The organism is Streptomyces sp. NPDC002926, from assembly GCF_053591755.1.
The window spans coordinates 15,736-38,111 of the sequence record NZ_JBSFUK010000037.1; the positions used below are offsets into that span (position 1 = coordinate 15,736).

The 22,376-nt window shown below is 70.4% G+C and carries 18 protein-coding genes and 1 pseudogene; 12 read left to right on the forward strand and 7 right to left on the reverse strand.

Annotation, left to right across the window (positions count from 1 at the left end; genetic code table 11):
• The first annotated feature begins 300 nt into the window (after positions 1-300).
• From ddaH to ACWDZ6_RS30335, 8 genes and pseudogenes are all read left to right on the forward strand, one after another.
• Positions 301-1,113, forward strand: coding sequence for a dimethylargininase (ddaH, locus tag ACWDZ6_RS30300; protein ID WP_451505374.1), 813 nt, complete (start codon positions 301-303; stop codon positions 1,111-1,113).
• A gap of 44 nt (positions 1,114-1,157) precedes the next feature.
• A pseudogene (locus ACWDZ6_RS30305) lies at positions 1,158-1,347 on the forward strand (NADH:flavin oxidoreductase/NADH oxidase); the annotation flags it as partial.
• A gap of 146 nt (positions 1,348-1,493) precedes the next feature.
• Entirely contained in the window at positions 1,494-2,249 is a 756-nt protein-coding gene (locus tag ACWDZ6_RS30310; protein WP_451505375.1) for an SDR family NAD(P)-dependent oxidoreductase, read from the forward strand.
• 116 nt (positions 2,250-2,365) lie between these two features.
• The gene (locus tag ACWDZ6_RS30315; RefSeq protein ID WP_366735573.1) at positions 2,366-3,451 is read left to right on the forward strand and encodes a WD40/YVTN/BNR-like repeat-containing protein; all 1,086 of its coding nucleotides are present in this window, start codon (positions 2,366-2,368) and stop codon (positions 3,449-3,451) included.
• Positions 3,452-3,847: 396 nt separating this feature from the next.
• A complete protein-coding gene (locus tag ACWDZ6_RS30320) occupies positions 3,848-5,794 on the forward strand; it encodes a recombinase family protein (RefSeq protein ID WP_451505376.1) in 1,947 nt (648 codons plus the stop codon).
• Positions 5,776-6,453, forward strand: coding sequence for a uracil-DNA glycosylase (locus ACWDZ6_RS30325; RefSeq protein ID WP_451505377.1), 678 nt, complete (start codon positions 5,776-5,778; stop codon positions 6,451-6,453). Before ACWDZ6_RS30320 ends, ACWDZ6_RS30325 begins: the two co-directional genes overlap by 19 nt.
• Positions 6,450-7,442: an N-acetylglucosamine kinase gene (locus tag ACWDZ6_RS30330; RefSeq protein WP_451505378.1), complete on the forward strand. Its 993-nt coding sequence runs from the start codon at positions 6,450-6,452 to the stop codon at positions 7,440-7,442. Before ACWDZ6_RS30325 ends, ACWDZ6_RS30330 begins: the two co-directional genes overlap by 4 nt.
• A gap of 95 nt (positions 7,443-7,537) precedes the next feature.
• Positions 7,538-8,458, forward strand: coding sequence for a sirohydrochlorin chelatase (locus ACWDZ6_RS30335; protein ID WP_366735570.1), 921 nt, complete (start codon positions 7,538-7,540; stop codon positions 8,456-8,458).
• Between the two features lie 73 nt (positions 8,459-8,531).
• On the opposite strand, the gene ACWDZ6_RS30340 is transcribed toward ACWDZ6_RS30335, so the two are convergent.
• The 6 genes from ACWDZ6_RS30340 to ACWDZ6_RS30365 all read right to left on the reverse strand — a co-directional run bounded on the left by ACWDZ6_RS30340 (position 8,532) and on the right by ACWDZ6_RS30365 (position 16,084).
• Positions 8,532-9,581, reverse strand: a complete 1,050-nt coding sequence (locus tag ACWDZ6_RS30340) for a lactonase family protein (RefSeq protein ID WP_451505391.1) — start codon at positions 9,579-9,581, stop codon at positions 8,532-8,534.
• A gap of 73 nt (positions 9,582-9,654) precedes the next feature.
• A complete protein-coding gene (locus ACWDZ6_RS30345; protein WP_451505392.1) occupies positions 9,655-10,806 on the reverse strand; it encodes a nitric oxide synthase oxygenase in 1,152 nt (383 codons plus the stop codon).
• Between the two features lie 224 nt (positions 10,807-11,030).
• Positions 11,031-12,533: an FUSC family protein gene (locus ACWDZ6_RS30350; RefSeq protein ID WP_451505393.1), complete on the reverse strand. Its 1,503-nt coding sequence runs from the start codon at positions 12,531-12,533 to the stop codon at positions 11,031-11,033.
• 510 nt (positions 12,534-13,043) lie between these two features.
• The gene (locus tag ACWDZ6_RS30355; protein WP_451505379.1) at positions 13,044-13,544 is read right to left on the reverse strand and encodes an ATP-binding protein; all 501 of its coding nucleotides are present in this window, start codon (positions 13,542-13,544) and stop codon (positions 13,044-13,046) included.
• Positions 13,541-13,726: a DUF5999 family protein gene (locus ACWDZ6_RS30360; RefSeq protein ID WP_451505380.1), complete on the reverse strand. Its 186-nt coding sequence runs from the start codon at positions 13,724-13,726 to the stop codon at positions 13,541-13,543. Before ACWDZ6_RS30360 ends, ACWDZ6_RS30355 begins: the two co-directional genes overlap by 4 nt.
• Before the next feature lie 204 nt (positions 13,727-13,930).
• A complete protein-coding gene (locus tag ACWDZ6_RS30365; RefSeq protein WP_451505381.1) occupies positions 13,931-16,084 on the reverse strand; it encodes an ATP-binding protein in 2,154 nt (717 codons plus the stop codon).
• A 217-nt stretch (positions 16,085-16,301) separates the two neighbouring features.
• Here ACWDZ6_RS30365 and ACWDZ6_RS30370 point away from each other — a divergent pair, with 217 nt between their 5' ends.
• A complete protein-coding gene (locus ACWDZ6_RS30370; protein WP_451505382.1) occupies positions 16,302-18,668 on the forward strand; it encodes an ATP-binding protein in 2,367 nt (788 codons plus the stop codon).
• A gap of 162 nt (positions 18,669-18,830) precedes the next feature.
• On the opposite strand, the gene ACWDZ6_RS30375 is transcribed toward ACWDZ6_RS30370, so the two are convergent.
• Positions 18,831-19,571: a TetR/AcrR family transcriptional regulator gene (locus ACWDZ6_RS30375; RefSeq protein WP_451505383.1), complete on the reverse strand. Its 741-nt coding sequence runs from the start codon at positions 19,569-19,571 to the stop codon at positions 18,831-18,833.
• A gap of 163 nt (positions 19,572-19,734) precedes the next feature.
• Between ACWDZ6_RS30375 and ACWDZ6_RS30380 the strand changes: the two genes are divergently transcribed.
• The 3 genes from ACWDZ6_RS30380 (at position 19,735) to ACWDZ6_RS30390 (ending at position 22,371) form a co-directional block, all read left to right on the forward strand.
• The gene (locus ACWDZ6_RS30380; protein ID WP_451505384.1) at positions 19,735-20,958 is read left to right on the forward strand and encodes a saccharopine dehydrogenase family protein; all 1,224 of its coding nucleotides are present in this window, start codon (positions 19,735-19,737) and stop codon (positions 20,956-20,958) included.
• Between the two features lie 120 nt (positions 20,959-21,078).
• Positions 21,079-21,561 carry an Lrp/AsnC family transcriptional regulator gene (locus ACWDZ6_RS30385; RefSeq protein ID WP_389184517.1) on the forward strand — a complete coding sequence of 161 codons (483 nt, stop codon included), beginning with the start codon at positions 21,079-21,081 and terminating at the stop codon, positions 21,559-21,561.
• Positions 21,562-21,669: 108 nt separating this feature from the next.
• Complete coding sequence (locus tag ACWDZ6_RS30390; protein WP_451505385.1) at positions 21,670-22,371, forward strand: HAD family hydrolase; 702 nt, start codon at positions 21,670-21,672, stop codon at positions 22,369-22,371.
• The last annotated feature ends 5 nt before the right edge of the window (positions 22,372-22,376 follow it).

Below are 22,376 nucleotides of genomic sequence, written 5' to 3' on the forward strand. Positions count from 1 at the left end.
GGTCGTCGCGCCACGCGAGTGCTGGGCCAAGCTCGCCAAACGGACGCTTGACGGTCGCCGTGATTCAAATCGGCCGCGGCACCCAAGCGAACGGCCCCACGCCACCCCGCCCGGATCGTTGCCCGGCTGTCCCGCCGCACCAGATCCTCCTCCTGCGCGCCACTCGGTTAACAAGTGGTCGCTCAAAGCCTCATATGCGCAACATAGTTGCGGGTGTACGCAACTCATTCATCTTGTCACTGTCCGTGATAATTCAATAGCGTGGTAGGTGGCCCCCAGCCCGGTGAAAGGAAATCGAGGATGCCGCCCATCCGTACAGCGCAGAAGCGCCGGTATCTTGTCTGCCCGCCGGAGCACTTCGACGTCCGGTACGCCATCAACCCCTGGATGACATCGGAGGAGCCGGTCGATGTCGACCTGGCCCGAAAGCAGTGGGACACGCTGATATCCCTGTACCGCGAACTGGGCCACACCGTCGAGACGGTGGAACCGGTCGCCGACCTCCCCGACATGGTGTTCGCGGCCAATTCGGCACTCGTACTCGACGGCAAGGTGTTCGGCGCGCAGTTCCACGCGCCGGAGCGGCAGCCTGAGGCCGCCCACTACAGGACCTGGTTCGAAAACGCCGGATTCGAGACGCGCGTCCCGTCCCACACCTGCGAAGGAGAAGGGGACTTCACCCCTGTCGGCGGATACATCCTCGCCGGCACCGGATTCCGCACTCTTCCCGCGGCCCATCACGAGGTCCAGGAATTCTTCGGCGCGCCGACGGTGAGTCTTCACCTTGTCGACCCGCATTTCTATCACCTGGACACAGCGCTCTTCGCGCTTGACGCCGAAAATATCGCCTACTACCCGGGGGCTTTCTCGGCGGGCAGCCAGAAGGTACTCAGAACCCTCTTCCCGCACGCCGTCATCTCCACACGCCAGGACGCACTGGCCTTTGGACTCAACTCCCTCTCCGACGGACGCAATGTAGTGATGGCCCAGGATGCGACGGGCCTCATGGAGGGCATCGCGGCCCGCGGCTACATCCCCGTCCCTGTGGACCTCTCCGAGTTCCGCAAGGCTGGCGGTGGAGTGAAGTGCTGCACCCAGGAGATCCGCGAGTAGCGCCATGAACGGCCGCGGGCCGCGGAACCGAAGCTGCCGCCGTCTTCCGTATCTCCGCCACCGCACGGCGGAAGGGGGCCGGCTGGACGGCGTACGCCACGGTGCGCCTCGCCTCGCCTCGCCTCGCCTCCGAAGGAGCATGGCGTCAATCTGCTCGATGTCCCGACCGGCGGCAACGCCGCGCGGGCCCGCATCCCCACCGGCCCCGGCTACCGGGCGCCGTTCGCCGCGCGGGCCTGTCACCTCCTCACGCTCGGTATCGCCCGCGCCGCCGCTCCGCGCGGGCCGCACGGCTCCGGCGGATTCGCCCCGGGGGCACCGATGAGTTCCGGGGCCCCGGCCGGTCTGCACTGAGGACGTGAGCACCAAGGAGGCACATCGTGCTGCTCGAGAACAAGAACGCCGTCATCTACGGAGGAGGCGGTGGCATCGGCGGGGCGGTCGCCCGTGCCTTCGCCCGCGAGGGTGCCCGGGTCCATCTCGCCGGGCGCACCCGCGAAAGTCTGGAGGAGGTGGCCGAGACCATCCGTGCCGCGGGCGGCAGGGCCGACACCGATCAGGTCGACGCCCTCGACGAGGCAGCGGTCGACCGCTTCACCCGCGCGGTGGTCGAGCGGGCCGGCAGCCTCGACATCTCCTTCAGCCTCATCTCGTTCTCAGAGGTCCAGGGGACGCCGCTGACCGAAATCTCTCTCGCGGACTTCGAGCGCCCGGTGCACAACGCAGTACGCGCGATGTTCCTGACCTCCAGATCCGCGGCGCGGCACATGATCCGGCAGCAGTCCGGCGTGATCCTCGCCTTCGGCGGTTACGGCGACCCGCCGCGCGACTACAACATCGGCGGGTTCCAGGTGGCGTTCGGCGCCATGGAGTCCCTCCGGCGGAATCTGGCCGGCGAGCTGGGCCCGCACGGCATCCGTGTTCTCACGCTCCAGACGGGCGGCGTGCCCGAGACGGTCCCCGAGGGCCTCGAGTACCGAGATGTCATCACCGAGAAGATCACGGAACAGACGATGCTGGGGCGGCCGGCCTCGCTGGAGGACGTCGGCAACGTGGCTGCCTTCGCCGCCTCGGACATGGCTCGCTCGATGACGGCGACAGCCCTCAACATCACCGCCGGCTCGGTCGTCGACTGAACCGTCCGGACCTTTCCCCCGGGCCGGCCTGCGCGAGAGCCGCCCACGGGCCACTGTCGGTGGGTGGGTGCAGACTGGCCACTATCCGAGACAAGGACGTCCTGGAGGTATCGGCCATGACCGATGTACTTCTGACCGTAGGCACTCGAAAAGGGCTCTTCATCGGCCGCAGGCGCGGTGGCACATGGGAGTTCGACGGCCCGCACTTCAATGCGCAGGCCGTGTACTCGATCGGGATCGATACGCGCCGTTCCGTGCCCCGGCTGCTGGTCGGCGGCGACAGCCTGCACTGGGGTCCTTCCGTGTTCCACTCCGACGATCTCGGCAAGACCTGGATCGAGCCGTCGAAGCCGGCCGTGAAGTTCCCCAAGGACACCGGGGCGTCCCTGGAACGGGTGTGGCAGCTGCATCCGGCCGGTCCCGCCACGCCCGACGTGGTGTACGCGGGCACGGAGCCGGCCGCGCTGTTCCGCTCGGACGACGCCGGCGAGACCTTCGAGCTCGTACGGCCCCTGTGGGAGCATCCGACGCGCTCGCAATGGGTGCCGGGGGGCGGTGGTGAGGCGGTGCACACGGTGGTGACCGACCGCCGTGACCCGGAGGCCGTGACGGTCGCCGTGTCGACGGCCGGGGTGTTCCGCTCCAAGGACGGCGGCGCCAGCTGGGCGCCTTCCAACCAGGGAGTGTCGGCGGTCTTCCTGCCCGACCCCAATCCGGAGTTCGGACAGTGCGTCCACAAGATCGCGCAGGACGCGGGCGATCTGGACCGGCTGTATCTGCAGAACCACTGGGGCGTGTACCGCAGCGACGACGCGGGCGCCAAGTGGACCGACATCGGCGAGGGCCTGCCGTCCGACTTCGGTTTCGCGGTCGCCGCGCATCCGCACCGTCCGGACACGGCCTATGTCTTCCCGATCACGGCGGATGCGGACCGGGTGCCTGCGGGGCGTCGCTGTCGCGTCTACCGTACGAACGACGCGGGCGGCAGCTGGGAGGCACTGTCGGCCGGGCTGCCCGAAGGAGACCACTTCGGGACGGTGCTGCGGGATGCTCTGCGCACGGACGACGCGGATCCGGCCGGTGTCTACTTCGGCAATCGCAACGGCGAGGTGTACGCGAGCGCGGACGACGGCGACAGCTGGCAGCTGCTCGCCTCCCATCTGCCGGATGTGCTCTGTGTACGGGCGGCGGCCATGGGTTGAACCGTGCCGTCGCCGCACCAGTAGAGTGACGCCCCGTGCGAGCGGGCACCGCAAGGTGTCATCCGTTTTCAAATGCGTCTGGCCGCCTGACCAGCGCGAATACCCAAGAGCCACCGCCAAGCGCGGTGGCTCTTCTCGTTGGAGGCCCTATGGCCAGAGACAAAGGACGCCTGGACCTCCGCGTGGACATACGCGAAGCCCTGGCGCCGTACATGGATACGGAGACCAGCTACCCGGCGGTCACCGCCGTGCTGCAAGCCGTGCTGCTTACGGCCGCCTGCTGGCGATCCTGTTCCTGCCCCGAACTGACAGACCCGCAGCCTAAGATGCCCGCACATGGGTGATCCCGGCAGTGCAGCAACACCACCGGGATCTGTCAGTCGCGAAGGGACCGACATGACCAAGACTCTCACGCTCAAGGCGGTCGACTATCTCAGGGTGTCGACCGAGGAGCAGGCCAAAGGCTACGGCGTACAGGCCGCGGCCAAGAAGACCGCCAAGCACATCAGCGAGAAGGGGTGGGAACACGTCGACACCTTCGCCGACGAAGGGCTGAGCGGTTCACTTGAGGCCCACGAGCGCCCCGACCTCGAGCGGCTCATGCAGCAGGCTCGGCAGAACCCCCGCCCCTTCGACATGGTGGTGGTCTCAGAAGGCCGCGCCATCGGGCGCACCGGCCGCGCCTTCTGGCGCTGGGTGTGGGAGCTGGAAGAGTTGGGGGTGTACGTCGCCGTCGTCAAGGGCGACTACGACAACTCCACTCAAGAGGGCCGCAAGAAGATGCGCAAGGATGCGGACTACGCCGAAGAGGAGCGCGAGATCATCCGCGAGCGCACGCAGAGCGGCATCCAGGAGAAGGCGGAGGAGGGTGGCCACTTCGGCGGCAACCCTCCCTACGGCTGGCGCATCAAGGACAAAGGCAAGCTCAAGCTCAGCCGCCTCGTCATCGACGAGGACGCCGCCGCAGTCCTGCACCGGGCGTGGAGCCTCATGGTCACCGAGGGCATGAACATGCGCGAGGCCGCCATGACGCTGGCCGCCGAAGGCCACGCCGCGCCCCGGGGCGGACGCTGGTCCGCCAACAGCCTCCGCAAGATCCTCAAGAGCCCACCCCTGCAAGAGGGAACGCGGGTGTACCGCAGCCCCGCGAGTTCCACCGGGAAGCGCGGCACCAAGCTGGACGCCGACGGGCGTCCCGTCCACGGCGAGACCGTAACCGTCGAACTGGACCGCATCTTCAGCGAGGAGGAGGTGGTCAGGCTCAACGCCGCGATGAAGCGCACTGCGCGCAAGCCCTTCAGGAAGCATGGGGCCTCCCACCCCCTGAGCAAGCGCCTCTTCGGCGCCTGCGGCAAGCACTACACGGGCGTCAAGCGCAACGACCGGTACGGTCGCTCCTACCGCTGCTCCGGCAAGGTCGAGTCATACGCAGGGCAGCCCCGATGCGGCTGCTCGCAGATCGACGCCGAAGCGGTGGAGACCCGCGTGTGGGGCGAAGTCTGCACCCTGCTGCAAGATCCGGAGCGCCTGACGGCCATGGCCGGAGACTGGGCCGAGATGGCCCAGCGCAGCGGCGTGAACCACGAGGACCGCGTCACTGAGCTGGAGGGTCAGATCGCGGGGCAAGACAGTGCGATCACTGCGGCCGTCGTCATGGCCGCCAAGGAGCCGGACGCAGCCGCCGCCATCATGGCGGCCGTCAGCCAGCTGAAGGAGGAGCGAGCCCGCCTGGGCGTCCTCCTGGAGGAGGCGCAGGCGTGGCGCAGCGAGTCCCAGGCCGCCGGCCAGAGGGCCCGTGACCTTCAAGCCCTGGCCCAGATGGCCCGTGAACGGCTGCACGACATGCAGCCCGGCGAGCAGGCCGAGGTGTTGGCCCTGCTCGATGTCCGGGTCACAATCCTGGGCGAGGTCCCGATGCGGGTAAGAGAGGACGACCGGGTGATCGGCTGGTTTCGCTCGCGCGGCAGGACCGTCCCCGACCTGACGGACAAGGCGTGGGCTCTGGTCGAACCAGTCCTGGCCGCGCCGCGGCCCGGACGGCCGACGATGGCGCCCCATCAGGCGCTGGACGCCATGCTCCACAAGGCCCGCACCGGCTGCACCTGGCGGGATCTGCCCAAGGCGTACGGGTCGTTCGGCACGGTATGCAGCACCTTCAACCGCTGGTACCACTCGGGTCTGTGGGAGCAGGCCATGGGCCTGCTGGCAGACGTGCCCGGCACGCCCCTGCCGGGGAGCATCGCACTCCCGCCCCTTCACGTGGAGGGGCGTCTCGACCCGCGACTGCTCATTGACACACAAGCGACACCTGGAGACAACCGCTCGTGGCAGCACGACCATTGAAGGAAATTGTAGAGCCCGGGTGGGCCGATGCGCTCGCTCCCGTGGCTGAACGCATCGCCGCGATGGGCGACTTCCTGCGCGCGGAGATCGCCGCGGGACGCACCTACTTGCCGGCCGGACCGAATGTGCTGCGCGCCTTCCAGCAGCCCTTCGACGAGGTGCGAGTCCTGATCGTGGGTCAGGATCCGTACCCCACGCCCGGGCATGCCGTGGGGCTGAGCTTCTCGGTGGCGCCCGAGGTGCGGCCGGTGCCCGGCAGTCTGGACAACATCTTCCGGGAGATGCACGCGGACCTGGGGCACCCCCGTCCCGCCAACGGGGATCTCACACCCTGGACCCGGCAGGGAGTGCTGCTGCTGAACCGGGCACTCACCACCGCGCCCCGTAAGCCCGCCGCGCACCGCGGCAAGGGCTGGGAGGAGGTGACCGAGCAGGCCATCCGGGCCCTCGCCGCACGCGGCAAGCCCCTGGTGTCCGTGCTGTGGGGGCGTGACGCCCGCAATCTGCGTCCGCTGCTCGGCGACCTTCCGGCGATCGAGTCCTCGCATCCCTCCCCGATGTCCGCGGACCGCGGCTTCTTCGGATCGCGTCCGTTCAGCCGGACCAATGACCTCCTGCAACGCCAGGGGGCGCAGCCGGTGGACTGGCAGCTTCCGTGAGCGTGAGCCGGGTGCTCGGAGTCGACTCCGGCGGTTCCGGGCTGCGTGTCGCGCTGGCGGAGGCCGGGAACCCGGGGAAGGCCGAGACCGAGGTGTCGCGCGAGCCGGTGCGCACCGGCGAAGCGGGTATCGACGCGAAGCATCTGCTGGACCAGCTGCTGCCGATGGCGCGCGCCCTGCTCGACCGGGCCGGGGGCGGCACCGTGTCCGCGGTCGCTGTCGGCGCGGCCGGGATGGCGACGCTCGGCGACCGGCTGCGCGCCGAAGTCCCCGCGGCGCTGGCCGAGTCGCTGGGTGTACGGCACCTCGCGCTCGCGGCCGACGCGGTCACGGCGTACGCCGGTGCGCTCGGCCAGCGGCCCGGGGCGGTCGTCTCGGCGGGCACCGGCATGATCGCGCTGGGCACGGACCTGTCGGACTGGCGCCGGGCTGACGGCTGGGGTCATCTGCTGGGCGACTGCGGCGGTGGCGCGTGGATCGGCCGGGCCGGGCTGGAGGCCGCGCTGCGCGTCCATGACGGACGGCGTGGTGGTTCCGCGGCCCTGCTGGCCAGGATGGAGTCGGTGTTCGGTCCGGCGCGGGAGCTGCCGGGAATGCTGTACCCGCGCTCCGACCGGCCCGCGGTGCTCGCCTCCTTCGCGCCGGAGGTCGGCAGGTGCGCCGCGGACGGCGACGAGGTGTCGGCGGGCATCCTCGCGGCGGCCGCCCGGCATATCGCCGAGTCGGCCGCGGCCGTCTGCCCGCCTGCCACCGATGTGCCCGAGGGGTGCGAAGTCGCCCTCACCGGTGGGCTGTTCAGGATGGGCGCCCCTCTTCTCGTACCGCTGAGGGCGGAGCTTGCCGGACAACTGCCGTACGCACGGCAGGTATCAGCGGCCGGCGATCCACTCGCCGGCTCGTTGGTCATCGCGTCCGCGCTTGCCACCGGTTCACTGCGGCTGCCGCGTCATCCGACTCTGTTGCACGTACCGACAGAGCGGGACAGCTGAGGCGTACTGCATTCATCGGATAAATGTGGACAGATGACACTTGACCGCCCCCTCCCCGAACAGTCGCACCCCCAAAACCAGTAGCATGCGGCGCCATGAGCTCCCCCACTGGGCCTGCATCCGGCCTGCCTGTACGAATGCCGCGACCCCGCCAGACCGGGCGGCACCGCCGCCCGGAGCCCGTAGCGGCTCCCGAGGGCGCGCCCGCGCTCGTGCTGGCCGTGCCCGGCGCTCCTGTGCCCGCCACGCGCAGCCTGGCCGAAGAGGTCATAAGCATCGCTCGCTCCGAGCTGCCGGGCCTCGAGGTCGGCATCGGTTATCTCGACGGGGACAACGCCGAGTACCCCACGCTCGAAGTCGTCCTCGCGCACACCGCCGCCCGGCGCACCGAGCGGTACGAGATCGCGCAGGCCGCCGGCCGTGAAGTGGCCGCGCCCGAGGGTCCTGCCGCCGTTGTGGTGCCCCTCCTCGCCGGTCCCGACAACGTCCTGATGCGCCGGATCCGCCATGCCGTCATGGACAGCCGCGCGAGCGCCGAGCTGACCGATGTCCTCGGCCCGCACCCGCTGCTCGCCGAAGCCCTGCACGTCAGGCTCTCGGAGGCCGGTCTGGCGCGTGCCGACCGCGCCAGGCTGTTCACCGTGGCCACGGCGGCCGACGGCATCATCCTGGCCACGGTCGGCGGCGAGGAGGCCGTCCAGGCCGCCGGGATCACCGGCATGCTGCTGGCGGCGCGTCTCGCGGTGCCGGTGATGGCCGCCGCGCTGGACCAGGAGGGGGCGGTCGGCGCGATCGCCGAGCAGCTGCGCGGCTCCGGCTCGGTGCAGCTCGCCCTGGCGCCGTACCTCGTGGGCCCCGAGCTGCCCGATGGCCTGCTCGACTCGGCCGTGAAGGAGGCGGGCTGTGCCGCCGCCGAGGCGCTCGGGGCCTACCCGGCGATCGGAAAGCTGGTGCTGTCGCAGTACGCGACGGCGTTGGGTATCGCGCCGCAGCCTCAGGGCTCGCCGAGTCTCTGACGGCGCTGCCGCAGGTACGCAGAAGGGCCCGCACCACGCGAGGGGTGCGGGCCCTTGCGCAGTGCCCCGGCGGTCAGGCGAAGATCACGCAGGAGGCGGCGGGGACGTCGAGGGAGCCCGACCTGCGCGGAACGCCCGTCTCCGGGTCGATGTCGAACCAGGTGACATCTCCGGAGCGCTCATTGGCGGCGTACAGCCTGCGTCCCGTGGGGTCCAGTGCCAGGTCGCGCGGCCAGTGCCCGCCGCACGGCACCGTCGTGATCAGCTCCGCCTTCTCGTGCGTCCTGTCGAGCGCGAGGACGCCGATGCTGTCGTGGCCGCGGTTGGCCGCCCAGAGATGGCGGCCGTCGTGCGAGACGACCACCCCGGACGGGTAGCTGGGCCGGGTCGCGCCGGCCGGCAGCACCGCTGTCTCGGCGACCGGTTCGAGGATGCCCGAGTCCGCGTCCCAGCGGCAGACGGTGAGAGTCGGCTCGAGCTCGTTCAGGACATAGGCGTGGCCGCCATCGGGGTGGAAGGCGAGATGGCGCGGTCCTGTGCCGGGGCGCAGCGCGGTCTCGCCGTGCTGCCTCAGTTCGCCCGTCCCGGGGTCCAGTGCGCATATCCGTACGGAGTCGGTGCCGAGGTCGACGCTGAGCACCCAGCGCCCGGTCGGATCGGGCAGTACCTGGTGCGCGTGCGGGCCGCGTTGCCGGTCGGGGTGCGGTCCTGCGCCTTCGTGCTGCAGTACGCCGCTGGCGGCGGCCGGTGCGCCGCCGGCCCCGACCGGGAGCACGCTGACGCTGCCGGAACCGTAGTTGGCGGTCACCAGATGGCCCGAGGCGATCGCGAGATGTGTGGGTCCCGCGCCGCACACCGGTACGCGCCCGCCGATCGGCCTCGGCGACGGCCCGTCCACCTCGAACGCCCCCACCGCGCCCTCGGCCGTCTCGGAGACGGCGTAGAGGATTGTGCCGCCGGACCCGATCGCCAGGGCGAGATACGACGGGTCCGCGACCGCGTCGCTCGCCCCCGTCTCCGTCAGGGCCCCGGTATCCCCGTCCACGGTGGCTGCGATGATCCCGCGGCCTCCGGCCGAGGTGAACGACCCGATGAATGCCCGTCCGGCGCTCTTGTCGCCCACAGCGCTTCCCCTCTCCACCACTGATTCTCCTGCTGCCCGGCCGACCGTAGCAGGCGGTCTAGACCAACTCCGTCTACGCGCTCCGTTCGCCGCGGGCCCGCGCGATCGCCTCGGGATGGTGGACATAGGCGGGACGCCACTGGGTCGGGTCGTACGTCCGGTGGAAGACGGGTGTCGCGGAGCCAGAGATCGGCGGCACGATCCACGACCAGTCCGCGCCCACCCTCCGGCCCCGGCTCTGCTCGCGGTCGAGGTGCGTGAGGAAGCGGCGCGACTCGGTGTGGTGGTCGGTGACCGTGACTCCCGCGAGATCGAAGGAGTGCAGGACCGCTCGGTTCAGCTCGACCAGTGCGCGGTCCTTCCAGAGCGAGCGATCGTTCGTCGTGTCCAGGCCCAACTGCTCGGCGATACGCGGCAGCAGGTCGTAGCGGTCGGTGTCGGCGAGGTTGCGGGCGCCGATCTCGGTGCCCATGTACCAGCCGTTGAAGGGGGCGGCGGGGTAGCAGATTCCGCCGATCTCCAGACACATGTTCGCGATCGCGGGTACGGCGTGCCAGCGCAGGCCGAGCCCCGCGTACCAGCTCTGCTCAGGGTGGCGCAGCTCCACCTCGAGTACGGCGTCGCGCGGCAGCTCGAACCAGCGCGGTTTGCCGTCCCCGTCCTCGATCACCAGCGGCAGCAGATCGAAGTGTGTGCCCGGGCCGCCCGGCCAGCCGAGCCGGAGGGCGAGCTCGGTGATCCCGGCGTTGCGCGGGTCGCCGACTGCGGGCCCGTACTCACTGGCGTAGCCCGCGTACCGTACGAGCTGCTCGTTCCAGATCCGCGGTCCCGGACGGTCCGGCGCGTCCGGCGCGAAGACGGTGATGAGCGGGCGGATCCGGCCGCCGTTGTTGGCTTCTCGCAGATGTTCGGCCGCCTCGCGCGCCACGGAGTCGGCGTCGTCGATATGTCGGCGGTCGCGTATGCGCAGGGAGCGCCAGTAGAGCCGGCCGATGCAACGGTTGCTGTTGCGCCAGGCGACACGTGCTCCGTGGACGAGTTCGGCCCGGGTGTGACGGTAGGTTCCGGTCGCCTCGATCTCCGCGTGTACGGCGGCGATCCGGGCGGCCGGGTCACCTGCCGACGGCTCCTCGCGATGGTGCAGCCGGATGAACTCCTCCGCCTCTTCCGCCAGCTCACCGCGGGTGGCGGGCGGGCCGGCGGTCTGCGGCTCCGAGTGGCCCATCGGGCAGCGTGCTTCCGGCTCCGGAGCATTCGCCCATTCGTGCGCTGACACCCGTGCGCCGGTCCGGCGCAGGGCTCTGAGCAGAAACTTCCGCATGGCGCGTACCCCCGGTCCTGGAGGGGACGTTCGTGGATGCCGCTCTGGTTACCCTTTGAACAGACTGATCCACCCTGTGTGTGCCAGGTGAAATTGCCTCATTTCGCAACTTTGCCTCAATGCGCAGGTCAGGCAGGTACGAGTGCGGCGCGCGGAGAGGTACGCAGGGGCGCATCGAGCTCTACGAGCGCCCGCTCCAGCCCCTGCAGGTGCGTGAGGGCGGCCTCGGCCCCGTGGTGGTGCTGCGGGGCCGGCAGGGAGTCGACGGGGGCCTCGGCCTGCCGGGTGGCGGGCTGCACCAGCGCGTGCACGGCGGCATCGACGCGCCGGCAGGCGGCTGCCAGCCGGGCGTCGTGGGAGGCGTCCGGGTCGGCGGCGACGGCGGCGAGGCCACGCACTTCACGGGCGCAGTCGTCGAGCAGCGCGATCACCTGGCGGGCGCGCGTCTTACGGGCGCGCAGCGGGCTGAGCGGATGGACGAGCGGGGCGAGAGTGAGGCGTACCCGGCCGAGCAGCAGCTCCAGTTCGGCTGCGAGCGGCGCCGGATCGGCCTTCTCGTCCCCGGCCAGTCGGAGCGCGGCCGCGGTGGTGCAGCCGTGGACACAGTGCAGTGCGCGACGGATCCAGGCGTCGGTCGCGGCATGGGTGGTGACGGGCAGAATCAACGCGACACCGAGGGCGGCACCGAGCGCGCCGACCGCCGTCTCCTCGAAGCGCAGGAGCAGCAGCCCGGGGTGCAGGACACCCAGCAGCCCGTACAGCAGACCGGCCATGACGGTGACGAAGAACATCATCCAGCTGTACGACGGCGTGGCCGTGTAGAAGATGCCGAAGACGCAGACCGCGACCAGGGCGGCCGTCGGCGCGGGCATGCCCGCGACCGGGATCGCGATCAGCAGTCCCGCGGCGATGCCGGTTACGGTGCCGACGACGCGGCGGAAGCCACGGACCAGCGTCTCGCCGCGCGACGCGGTGTTGACGAAGATCCACCAGGCGGTGCCGACGGCCCAGTACCAGCGGTCCGGGGAGATCAGCAGCCCGGCGGCGATCGCGACGCCGCAGGCGAACGTCGCCTGGAAAGCGAGCCGGGTGGTGGGGCGGGCGAGTCCGCGGCCGGGGAGCGGCGCGGGCGCCGCCGCCGGCGGCGTCCGCCGCTCGATGCACCACAGGCCGAAGCGGACGGCCGAGGAGGCGGTCAGGGCCAGCGCCACCGCCCCGTACAGCTCCGGCAGCTGCGCAGGGCCCGCGTGCAGGAACTGGGTGACGAAGAACATCATGAACGCGAAGATGCCCAGCGCCTGCCCGCGCGGGCCCCAGCGCCTGGCGTAGACGGCGCAGAAAACGACGCTCAGCCATGCGGCGGCACGCAACAGCGGCAGCTCGTGCAGGGTGGTCGCGAGCGCGAGGACGGGGAAGCCGACGGCGGGCAGCAGGGCGGTGGTGACGGTTTGGCGGCGCACGGTCGGGTCGCCGAGGGTGAAGAGCGCGAGCAGCGCGGCGAGGCCGCCGGTGATGGAGGCGATCAGGGAGAGCCCGGCCAGTTCGGCGGCGGCGACCGCGAGGGCGACGCCGAGTACGGCGCGCGTCGAGACACGCAGTCGCACGCGCCCTGGATCCGGGGCCACAAACATCCGCTGCACCCCGGTCATGGTCTTCACGATGGTCGTCCCGCCCCCGTTGCTGTTCACGCACCCACTTCAGACATGGCAAAGGCGCCGCGGGTCCGGTCCGGCTCCGTCGCCGTTCCGGCGCTGCGCAGCGCCATCTCTCCACAGAGGAAAGCATCACCGCCCACAGTGGCTCAACTCGATCGCATTGGGCTGGTCCATTGGCACAGTCCAGGGCAGGAAACCCGAACCGAAAGAGGCCAACGGACCGTGACGGTGGACACACTCGGCACCGCATCCCGTGGCTGCCGAGGGAACGTCCGCGCCCCGGCGCGTGTGACGTCCGCGCCCCGGCGCGTGTGAGCAGAAGGCGGCAGGCCGCTCGGGGAGAGCGATCGGGAGGCCCAGGGGCGAGAGGCTGCTATGGAGCTCGTCTCCCGGACCCTGGGCCCATTTCGATGGCCATCAGGCTGTTTGCGTTTGCGTCATTTCGCGTCGTCGACTGGTCCTCCTTCCGTCGTAAGGTCCGGCCCGCTATACGGAGCCGACACGGGTATGCAGCTCGAACCACACCACCTTCCCTTCGCTTGTCCGGTGGCTGCCCCAGCAGCGGGACAGCAGGGTCAGAAGGTGCAATCCGCGCCCCTCCTCGTCGTGCTCGCGGGACTGGCGCCTCAGGGGTCCTGCGGGGTTCGCGTCCTCGATCTCGCAACGTATCCCGCCGTGCCGGGAGGGCCGACGGAACGTCAGCCGGACCGGTCCCCCTGCGTGGTGCAGGGCGTTGGTGACCAGCTCGGTGACGAGCAGCTCCGTGTCGTCGATCTGCTCGTGGAGCGCCCACTGAGCCAGCTGGGCGCGCACTATCCGGCTTGCTTGGCGCACCGCGGACGGTTCGGGCGGCAGGAACCAGGACTGTTCACATGGGTTCTCGTCCGGGGGAGCGTCACATGGGCTCTCGTCCGGGGGAGCGCCGTGCCCCGCCTGCTGCTTCGGGACAGGCGCGATGTGGGGCGTGCGATCGATGAACGGATTCATGCCGCACTGCCCTCCACGGCCTCCGTGGACCTGTCGTCGGGAAGCAGCTCACCCATGTCCTCGAACACCGTGACGCCGTTGCAGAGGAGGCCCCAGCCCTGCTCGGGGTGGTAGGCCACGAGGCGCGCGGCGTCATGGTCGGTCGCGGCCGAGGATGGACATGGTGGCTGGTGCTGGCACATTGCTCGGACCTTCACTTCTCCGTCCGGCTGGGGCGGTCTCACAGACCCGACCATCATGTGCCGACGACACGCGTGCAGGGAGGGGATAAATCCCCGGATCGGATACCTGAACCACCCGAAGTGGGCCCGGAACGCTTCTCGGGGTGACCACGGAATGGCTCAGCGTGGGCGGGCGCTGCCGCGGAACCCGTGTTCCCGCCCCCTTCACCGTCCGGCCACCGCCTCCCTGGGAGGCCACGGGGCCGGGGCCGGGGAGCCGTACAGCGCCCATTCCGCCGCCCCGTCGCGTCCCAGCCTCGCTCCGCGCCGGACTGCCGCGGCATATCTGCGCTCACCGAGCTCGCCGCGCAGGCGGATTTCGGTCTTCTCGTGTCCCTCCGCCAGATACCGGAACCCCGATCGAGAGATCCCTATGGAACGCCAGACGACGTCCGCCGCGCCCAGCAGCCGGGCACCGCGTTCCGCCTCGTCGGCCGAGGCGGCGGCCCAGGCCAGCGCCTCCAGGCACAGGGCGATGCCCCACCCGTCTCCCACGACCCGGCGGGTGTTCAGGGCGTCCCGGAGGAGTTCCGCCGCGCGGTGTGGCTCGCCCCGGCGCCAGAGGTGGAGGCCGAGCGCCCACAGGGCGTAGGAGCGGGACCAGGGCGCGTGTGCCTCATTGCACAGGTCCAGGCAGTCCTGCCCGAAATCCGCGGCACGAAGATCGCCGGACAGGGCGCAGGCCACGGTGAGCTGATACAGGGCGGTCATCAAGCCGTTGCGGTCGCCTGCCGCGCGGTGACCTGCCACGGCCTTTTCCAGAAGGCCGATCGCCTGGCGGAAGTCGCCGTCGTAGAGCACACAGCCGCCCAGGAACTGCTCGGCGTGGACCAGGGTGGCTTCATCGCCGAGCCGGAGCGCGAGGGCACGGCACTCCTCCAGCTGCGGCAGCGCGGAGGACGTGTCGCCCCGGAGCACCGACAGCCAGCCGTCCACCCACAGCGCCTTGCCACGGGCCACCGAGTCCTCGGGCGCGAGCGCCAGTGCCCTGCCGAGCCAGTGGCGCCCCTCACTGAGGAATCCGCTGCACAGCCAGTGGAACCACAGCGACGCGGCGATCTCCAGCCCCGCCCGTGCCTGACCGGGCTCGCTGAGACAGAACTCGAGGGCGGTACGGAGGTTGGCGTGCTCGCTCTGCAGCCGGGCGAGCCAGGTCTCCTGACGCGGACTGAGCCACTCCGCCTCCGCGCGGTCCGCCAGCTGGTGGTACCAGTCGCGGTGGCGCCGCTGCAGGGCCGTCTTCTCCCCGGCCTCGGCCAGGCGCTCCGCGCCGTACTGCCGGATCGTTTCCAGCAGGCGGTAGCGCACCTGGGCACCGTGCTCCTCCCGGATGAAGACCGATTTGTCGACCAACCCCGCCACCAGGTCGAAGATGCGCTCCTCGGGAATGCCGTCACCCGAGCAGACCGCTTCGACCGCCTCCAGCCCGCAGCTCCCGGCGAAGACCGACGCGCGCGCCCACACCCGCTGCTCACCCGGAGAGCACAGATCGAAGCTCCAGTCGATCGACGCGCGCAAGGTCTCATGGCGGGCCGGGTCCGCCATGGAGCGCTTCGGGGACAAATCGAGGTGCTCCTCCAGCCGCCGGAGGATCTCTTGTGGCGTGAGGGTTTTCAGTTGCGCCGCGGCCAGTTCGATGGCGAGCGGGATGCCGTCCAAACGCCTGCAGAGCCGGACGACCGTCTCCAGGTTTTCCGGGCCGAGGGTGAACCCCGGCGACGCCTGCGCCGCCCGCCGCTGGAACAGCCTGACCGCCGCGTAGTGGGCGGCCGCCTCGGGGCGGAGCGCTCGACGGGGTTCCGGCACGGCCTGTGCGGGCACCGAGAGGACGGACTCGCCGTACACGCCCAGGGGCTGACGGCTGGTGGCCAGCACGCGCAGCCCGGGAGCCGCGCGCAGCAGGCGGTCGGTGAGCGCCGCGCAACCGTCCAGGATGTGCTCGCAGTTGTCCAGGACCATCAGGGAACGAGCGTCACGCAGGTGGTCACAGAGCAGGTCCGAGGGGTGCCGTGCCGACTGGTCCCGCAGCCCGAGCCCGGTCGCGACAGTCTGCGGCAGCAGCCCTTCGTCCTCCAGCGCGCCGAGCTCGACCAGCCACACGCCGTCCGGGAACGCCCTTCGCACCTCGTCGGCAACTCCTGTCGCCAGCTTGGTCTTTCCCACACCGCCCACACCCGTGAGGGTCACCAGGCGGGAGTGCCGCAGCATGCGTTTGGCCTCGGCGACCTGCTGTCGGCGGCCGATCAGCGAGGACTCGCCGCCGAAAGAGGCGCTTCTCGGAAAGTCAGGACCGGCGCCATTGGCACCATAGGCGGACATAACACCATGGTTGCACCTGCGGTAGGAGGAGCCGGATACGTCCCCTCTCCCGGCTATCCTCGCCTCGGGCTCTCCGGGCCCTCCTCGCCGGGCATGGAGGAGGTGGAGCGCAGTGGGGATCTCCGGAACGCGGAGGAATAGGCTGGATGGTGTCGGCACGGTTCGCGGACGGCCCGTACTCCGTGGATCGGACCGGTCCGAGGAATCGATGGCTGTCGTGACACCAAGCGTCTCGGCACGTCGGCGGCAGGACGGCAGGCTGCCCGCCGAGGTGACGAGCTTCGTGGGACGTCGGCGCGAGGTGGCCGAGGTCCGCAGGAGACTGTCCGGATCGCGTCTGGTGACGCTCACCGGTGTGGGAGGAGTCGGCAAGACGCGGCTGGCGTCACATGTGGCAGCCGAGGTCAGGTCGGCGTTCCCGGACGGCGTGTGGCTCGTCGAACTCGCGGGCCTGGAGAATTCCGGGCTGCTCGCCCAGACCGTCGCCGAAGCGCTGGAGATCCGTGACCATTCCTCCCGGCCGCCACTCGACATCCTCACCGACCACCTCCGGGACAAGCGCATCCTGGTGATCCTGGACAACTGCGAGCACCTGCTGCCGCAGTGCGCGGTGCTCGCCGACTCCCTGCTGCACTCCAGTCCCGGCCTGAAGATCCTGGCCACCAGCCGGCATGTGCTGGGCCTCCCCTACGAGCACACCCTGGCCGTGCCGACGCTGGACCTGCCGAGCACCGAGAAACCCCGGCTGTCCACCAGGTCCCTGGCCCGGTGCGACGCGGTACGGCTGTTCATCGAGAGGGCGGGCGCGGTCCTGCCCGGGTTCTCCGTCACCGAGGCAAACCGTGAAGCGGTCGAACGGATCTGCCGGCAGTTGGACGGCATCCCCCTGGGAATCGAGCTCGCCGTCGTCCGGCTGCGGGCGCTTTCCGTACAGCAGCTGCTGGAGCGGCTGGACGACCGGTTCCAGCTGCTCACCGCAGGTTCCCGTGCGGTGCTCCCGCGCCACCAGACGCTGCGGGCGACGATCGACTGGAGTTACGTTCTGTGCACCGATCAGGAGCGGCTGCTCTGGGCTCGCGCCTCGGTATTCACCGGCGGGTTCGATCTGGAGGCGGCGGAGGAGGTGTGCTCCGGCGACAGCATCAGCCGCGAAGAGGTCCTCGACGTGGTGACCGGACTCGTCGACAAGTCCGTGCTTCTCAGAGAGGAGCCCCATTCGACGGTGCGCTACCGGCTGCTGGACACACTGCGGCAGTACGGCCGGGAGCAGCTCGTCGCGGCCGGGGAGACGGCCCATCTGCAACGGCTCCACCGCGACCACTACCGGCGGCTGGCACGCGAAGCTCATGCCGAGCTGTTCGGTCCTTCGCAGGTGGCCTGGTTCTCGCGGCTCCACCTGGAGCACAACAATCTGCGCGCTGCCCTGGAGTACTGCTTCGCCGAACCCGGGGAGGCCGAGGCCGGCACGGACATGGCCTCGGACCTGCTCTACCACTGGATCACCAGTTACTACCTCGGCGAGGGACGGCGCTGGCTGGACGAGGGGCTCGCCGTCTGCACCGAACCCAGCCCGGTCCGGGCCCGGGCGCTGTGGACCAACAGCTGGCTGGCCGTCATCCAGTCCGAGACCGCCGCGGCGGCCGCCATGCTCGAGGAGAGCGGAAGGCTGGGGAAACAGCTGGCGGACGAATCCGTACTTGCCTACACCGCGCTGTACTCCGGCATGATCGCCATGTATGGGGGAGACGCCGAATCCGCGATCGGGCACTACGAGGAGGCAGTGGCCAGGCACCGGGCCGTCAACGACCCCGCGGGACTCGCGCTGGCACTGATCCGGCTCTCGCTGGTCCACTCGTTCCTCGGTGACTCGCCGCGCGCCGTCTCCTTCGGGGAGGAGTCTCTGCGGTTGTGCGACGCCTACGGAGAGGGCTGGCACAGGGCCTACACGACGATGGCGCTCGGCATTGAGGTCTGGCGCCAGGGCTCCACACGTCGCGCCGCCGAGCTGGAGAAGGAGAGCCTGGCCTTCAACCGTTCGCTGGACGATCCACTGGGGGTCGGCGTCAGCCTTGAGGTACTGGCCTGGATCGCCGCCACGGAGGAGCACTACGAGCGCGCCGCTCGGCTCCTGGGTGTCCTGCAGACCGTCTGGCATGCGGTCGGCGCGCCGCTGTCCGGGTACGGGCACCTCGTCAAGTACCACGACGAATGCGAGTCGCGCACCAGCAGGGCCCTCGGTGCCGCGGCCTTCCGCACTGCCGTCAGGAAGGGTTCCCAGCTCCCTTACGGAGAGGCGCTCGGCTACGCGCTCGAGGAGCACCTGGCTGCGGAACCGGGCGGCGAGGATGAGCCGGCGTCACCGCTCACCCGGCGGGAGACCGAGATCGCCCATCTGGTCGCGCGCGGGCTGAGCAACAAGGAGATCGCGGCCACGCTGGTGATCGCCCGGCGCACGGCGGAGGGCCATGTCGAGCACATACTGAGCAAACTCGGCTTCACCTCCCGTGCCCAGGTGGCTGTCTGGGTCTTCGAGCACTACCGCCCGGCCGACGGGGACGAGCCCTCCCCCGACGGCGGGCCGTGACCCGCCGACGACACGGTGACCCGCCTACGGCATCGTGGCCCGCCGACCGCGCGGTGATCCGCCGACCGCCAGGTGAACCGGCTCCGAAGGCCAACTGCCCTTTGACCCACCCCAGGTGAGCGCCTCCACGATCTCGCGCCACCGTGTACTCCGCGCCGCGGCTCAGCCGCTCCCGCCGCTGCTGCCGCCTCTGCTCCCGCGTCGTACTTCGGCAAGCCGGGTCGATGCGCTGTCCAGCAGCATCTCCAGCGCGGTGGGATACGCACTGTGGTTCATCCGGGCGACCAGCAGGTGCGCGGTCGCCGCGATGTGCGGATGGGTCGCGGCGGGCAGCCGGGCGTACGTGGCTCGCCAGACCTCCTCGTCCGCCGTGCGTGCCGCCGCCGGCAGTGCCAGCGAAGCCGCGTCGAGCGCGGCGAACGCCAGGCTCTGGTCGATGAACGCGTGATAGATCCGGACCGCCTCGGAGTCCGGGAAGCCGGCCGTGCGCAGTAGCCCCAGGATCGTCTCGTCAGCCGCGACTTCATAGCCTTTGCCGGTCACGCGGCTGGCGGTCAGCACTGCCGCCTGGGGATGTTCGAGATACGCGGCATGGATGCGCAGCCCCAGGTCCCGCAGGTCGGCACGCCAGTCACCGGTGCCCTCCCAGCACGCCAGGGCCCGTCCGACGAGCATGTTTCCGATGGCCAGCGTCAGGTCGTCGATGCCGCTGAAGTACCGGTACAGCGTGCTCGGGTCCGCCCCCAGGGCGGTGCCGAGGCGGCGGACGGTCAGGCCCGCGCTCCCGTGCTCCCGCAGCATGCGCAGCGCGGTCTCCACGATCAGCCGCTCCGAGAGGACCGCACCGTTCTTCGTGGGACGTCGCCGCCTCCGGGCCTCTTCCGGCACCACAGGCTTGGGCACGGAACACTCCCTCCACCACCGTCGTCCTGACCCGGCGCAGCTTATGCCAACGCGGTTGACGTTAACAACGGCGGGCGCGTTGGATCGGATCCGACGGGCGGCGCGTCCACAATCGGCGCCAGCAGACCGCCCGCGCACCGTGCCTGGGAAACGGAGTTTGGCCATGCGTGTTCTTCTCGTGGGAGCTGGCGGCGTCGGTACCGCAATCACCCGGATCGCGGCCCGCCGGTCGTTCTTCGACCATGTGGTCGTCGCCGACTACGACCTGTCCCGCGCCCAGGCCGCCGTCGCGGCCCTGGAGCCGGACGGTCGCTTCAGCGCCGAACGGATCGACGCGAGCGATGAGGGGGCCGTCACAGCGCTGCTGCAGGAGCAGCGCTGTGACGTCCTGCTCAATGCCACCGACCCCCGCTTCGTGATGCCGCTGTTCCAGGCGGCCCTGGCCGCCGGGGCGCACTACCTGGACATGGCGATGTCGCTGTCCCGCCCGCACCCGGAGCGCCCCTACGAACTGTGCGGCGTCAAGCTCGGCGACGCCCAGTTCGAGCGGGCCGCGGACTGGGAGAAGGCCGGGCTGCTCGCCCTGGTCGGCATCGGTGTCGAGCCCGGAATGTCCGACGTCTTCGCCCGCCACGCCGCCGAGGAACTCTTCGACGAGATCGAGGAGATCGGTATCCGCGACGGAGCGAACCTCACGGTCGACGGCTACGACTTCGCGCCCTCGTTCAGCATCTGGACCACCATCGAGGAATGCCTCAACGCGCCCGTCGTCTACGAGGCCGGCCGCGGCTGGTTCACCACCGCACCCTTCAGCGAACCCGAGGTCTTCGACTTCCCCGAGGGAATCGGACCCGTCGAGTGCGTCAACGTCGAGCACGAAGAGGTCCTGCTGGTGCCACGCTGGGTGGAGGCGGGACGCGTCACCTTCAAGTACGGCCTCGGCGAGGACTTCATCCGTACGCTGCGGACGCTGCACCTGCTGGGCCTCGACCGCACCGATCCGGTGCCGGTGCCCGCGGCGGACGGTTCGGGCACGGTCCACGTATCGCCGCGGGACGTGGTCGCCGCCTGCCTGCCGGACCCGGCAGCCCTCGGGGAACGCATGCACGGCAAGACCTGCGCGGGCACCTGGGTCAAGGGCACCAAGGACGGCCGCCCGCGCGAGGTCTACCTGTACCACGTGGTCGACAACCAGTGGTCCATGCGCGAGTACGGCTGCCAGGCCGTCGTGTGGCAGACGGCGATCAACCCCGTCGTGGCGCTGGAACTCATCGCCGCCGGCACCTGGTCCGGCAGCGGCGTCCTCGGCCCCGAAGCCCTCCCCGCACGGCCCTTCCTGGACCTGCTGACCGCGTACGGCTCACCGTGGGGCATGCGCGAGCAGTGACTCGCCCTCTCGCCGCGGTGGTTGGCATTACCGCACCCAGTGGCTCAACTGGATCGCGATAGACTGGGCAGTTGGCACAGTGCAGGGCAGGAGCTCGGGCCGGAGGGAGGCCAGTGGGCCATGGCGGTGGACACACTCGACACGCGCATCCTGCGGCTGCTGATCGAGCGGCCGCGCACCAGCGTGCGTGAGTACGCCCGGATCCTCGGCATCGCGCGCGGCACCCTGCAGGCCAGGATCGACCGGCTGGAGCGGGACGGCGTGATCACCGGCACGGGCCCGCACCTCTCCCCCGCCGCTCTTGGGCACCCAGTGCTGGCCTTCGTCCATATCGAGGTCACGCAGGGGCATCTGGACGAGGTCGGCGACGCGCTCGCGGCCGTGCCCGAGATCATCGAGGCGTTCTCGATCACCGGCGGCGGTGATCTGCTGACGCGCGTCGCCGCACGGGACAACGGGCATCTCGAGGATGTCATCCAGCGGCTGATCCAGCTGCCGGGCGTGGTGCGTACGCGGACCGAGATGGCACTGCGCGAGCGCGTTCCGTACCGGCTGCTGCCGCTGGTCGAGTCGGTGGGCCGGGCCGCCGGTACATCACGCTGAGCACCGTCATCGCCCGGGTGGCACCGAGCCTTTCCACGCCGGCACGGTCCTGACACGGACGAGCACCGCCTTGGCACGGTCGAACCGCGCCTTGGCATGCTGGTGCGCATGAGCACTTCGCGCACCACTTCGGTCATCTTCGATCTCGACGGAACACTGGTGGACAGCGAGCCGAACTACTACGAAGCGGGGCGCCGGCTGCTGGCCCAGCACGGCGTGGCGGACTTCAGCTGGGAGCACCACACCCGGTTCATCGGGATCGGGACGCGGGAGACGCTGGAGATCCTGCGCGGGGAGTACGGGATCGAGGTGCCGGTCGAGGAGCTGCTCGCCGCGAAGAACCGCCACTATCTGGAGCTGGCGCGTGCCTCGACGGACGTTTTCCCGGAGATGTGGAAGTTCGTGCGGCGGCTCCACACGGACGGAGTGCCGATGGCGGTGGCATCCGGCTCCTCCCGTGCCGCCATCGAGGCGGTGCTCGCGGGTACGGGTCTCGACGCGTTCATCCCCATCGTCGTCTCGGCCGAGGAGGTCGCGCAGGGCAAGCCCGAGCCCGACGTCTTCCTCGAGGCCGCGCGCCGCCTCGGCGCCGGTCCCGCCGACTGCGTGGTGCTGGAGGACGCCGCCCCGGGCGCGGCGGCAGCGCACGCCGCGGGTATGCGCTGCATCGCCGTCCCTTACGTCCCGGCGACGGCCGGAGACCCGGCGTTCCAGGCCGCGGGGCTGCTCTTCGCGGGCGGCCAGAGCGAGTTCACGGCGCAGGCCGCGTACGAGTGGCTCGTTCCGCGGGCTCCCTCTGTCCGATCTTGAACGTC

Excerpts from the sequence above, each read along its gene's own strand:
- ddaH (WP_451505374.1), top strand. The coding sequence starts at position 301 with ATGCCGCCCATCCGTACAGCGCAGAAGCGCCGGTATCTTGTCTGCCCG.
- ACWDZ6_RS30315 (WP_366735573.1), top strand. The coding sequence starts at position 2,366 with ATGACCGATGTACTTCTGACCGTAGGCACTCGAAAAGGGCTCTTCATC.
- ACWDZ6_RS30320 (WP_451505376.1), top strand. The coding sequence starts at position 3,848 with ATGACCAAGACTCTCACGCTCAAGGCGGTCGACTATCTCAGGGTGTCG.
- ACWDZ6_RS30335 (WP_366735570.1), top strand. The coding sequence starts at position 7,538 with ATGAGCTCCCCCACTGGGCCTGCATCCGGCCTGCCTGTACGAATGCCG.
- ACWDZ6_RS30345 (WP_451505392.1), bottom strand. The coding sequence starts at position 10,806 with ATGGGCCACTCGGAGCCGCAGACCGCCGGCCCGCCCGCCACCCGCGGT.
- ACWDZ6_RS30350 (WP_451505393.1), bottom strand. The coding sequence starts at position 12,533 with ATGTTTGTGGCCCCGGATCCAGGGCGCGTGCGACTGCGTGTCTCGACG.
- ACWDZ6_RS30355 (WP_451505379.1), bottom strand. The coding sequence starts at position 13,544 with ATGAATCCGTTCATCGATCGCACGCCCCACATCGCGCCTGTCCCGAAG.
- ACWDZ6_RS30360 (WP_451505380.1), bottom strand. The coding sequence starts at position 13,726 with ATGTGCCAGCACCAGCCACCATGTCCATCCTCGGCCGCGACCGACCAT.
- ACWDZ6_RS30365 (WP_451505381.1), bottom strand. The coding sequence starts at position 16,084 with ATGTCCGCCTATGGTGCCAATGGCGCCGGTCCTGACTTTCCGAGAAGC.
- ACWDZ6_RS30380 (WP_451505384.1), top strand. The coding sequence starts at position 19,735 with ATGCGTGTTCTTCTCGTGGGAGCTGGCGGCGTCGGTACCGCAATCACC.
- ACWDZ6_RS30385 (WP_389184517.1), top strand. The coding sequence starts at position 21,079 with ATGGCGGTGGACACACTCGACACGCGCATCCTGCGGCTGCTGATCGAG.
- ACWDZ6_RS30390 (WP_451505385.1), top strand. The coding sequence starts at position 21,670 with ATGAGCACTTCGCGCACCACTTCGGTCATCTTCGATCTCGACGGAACA.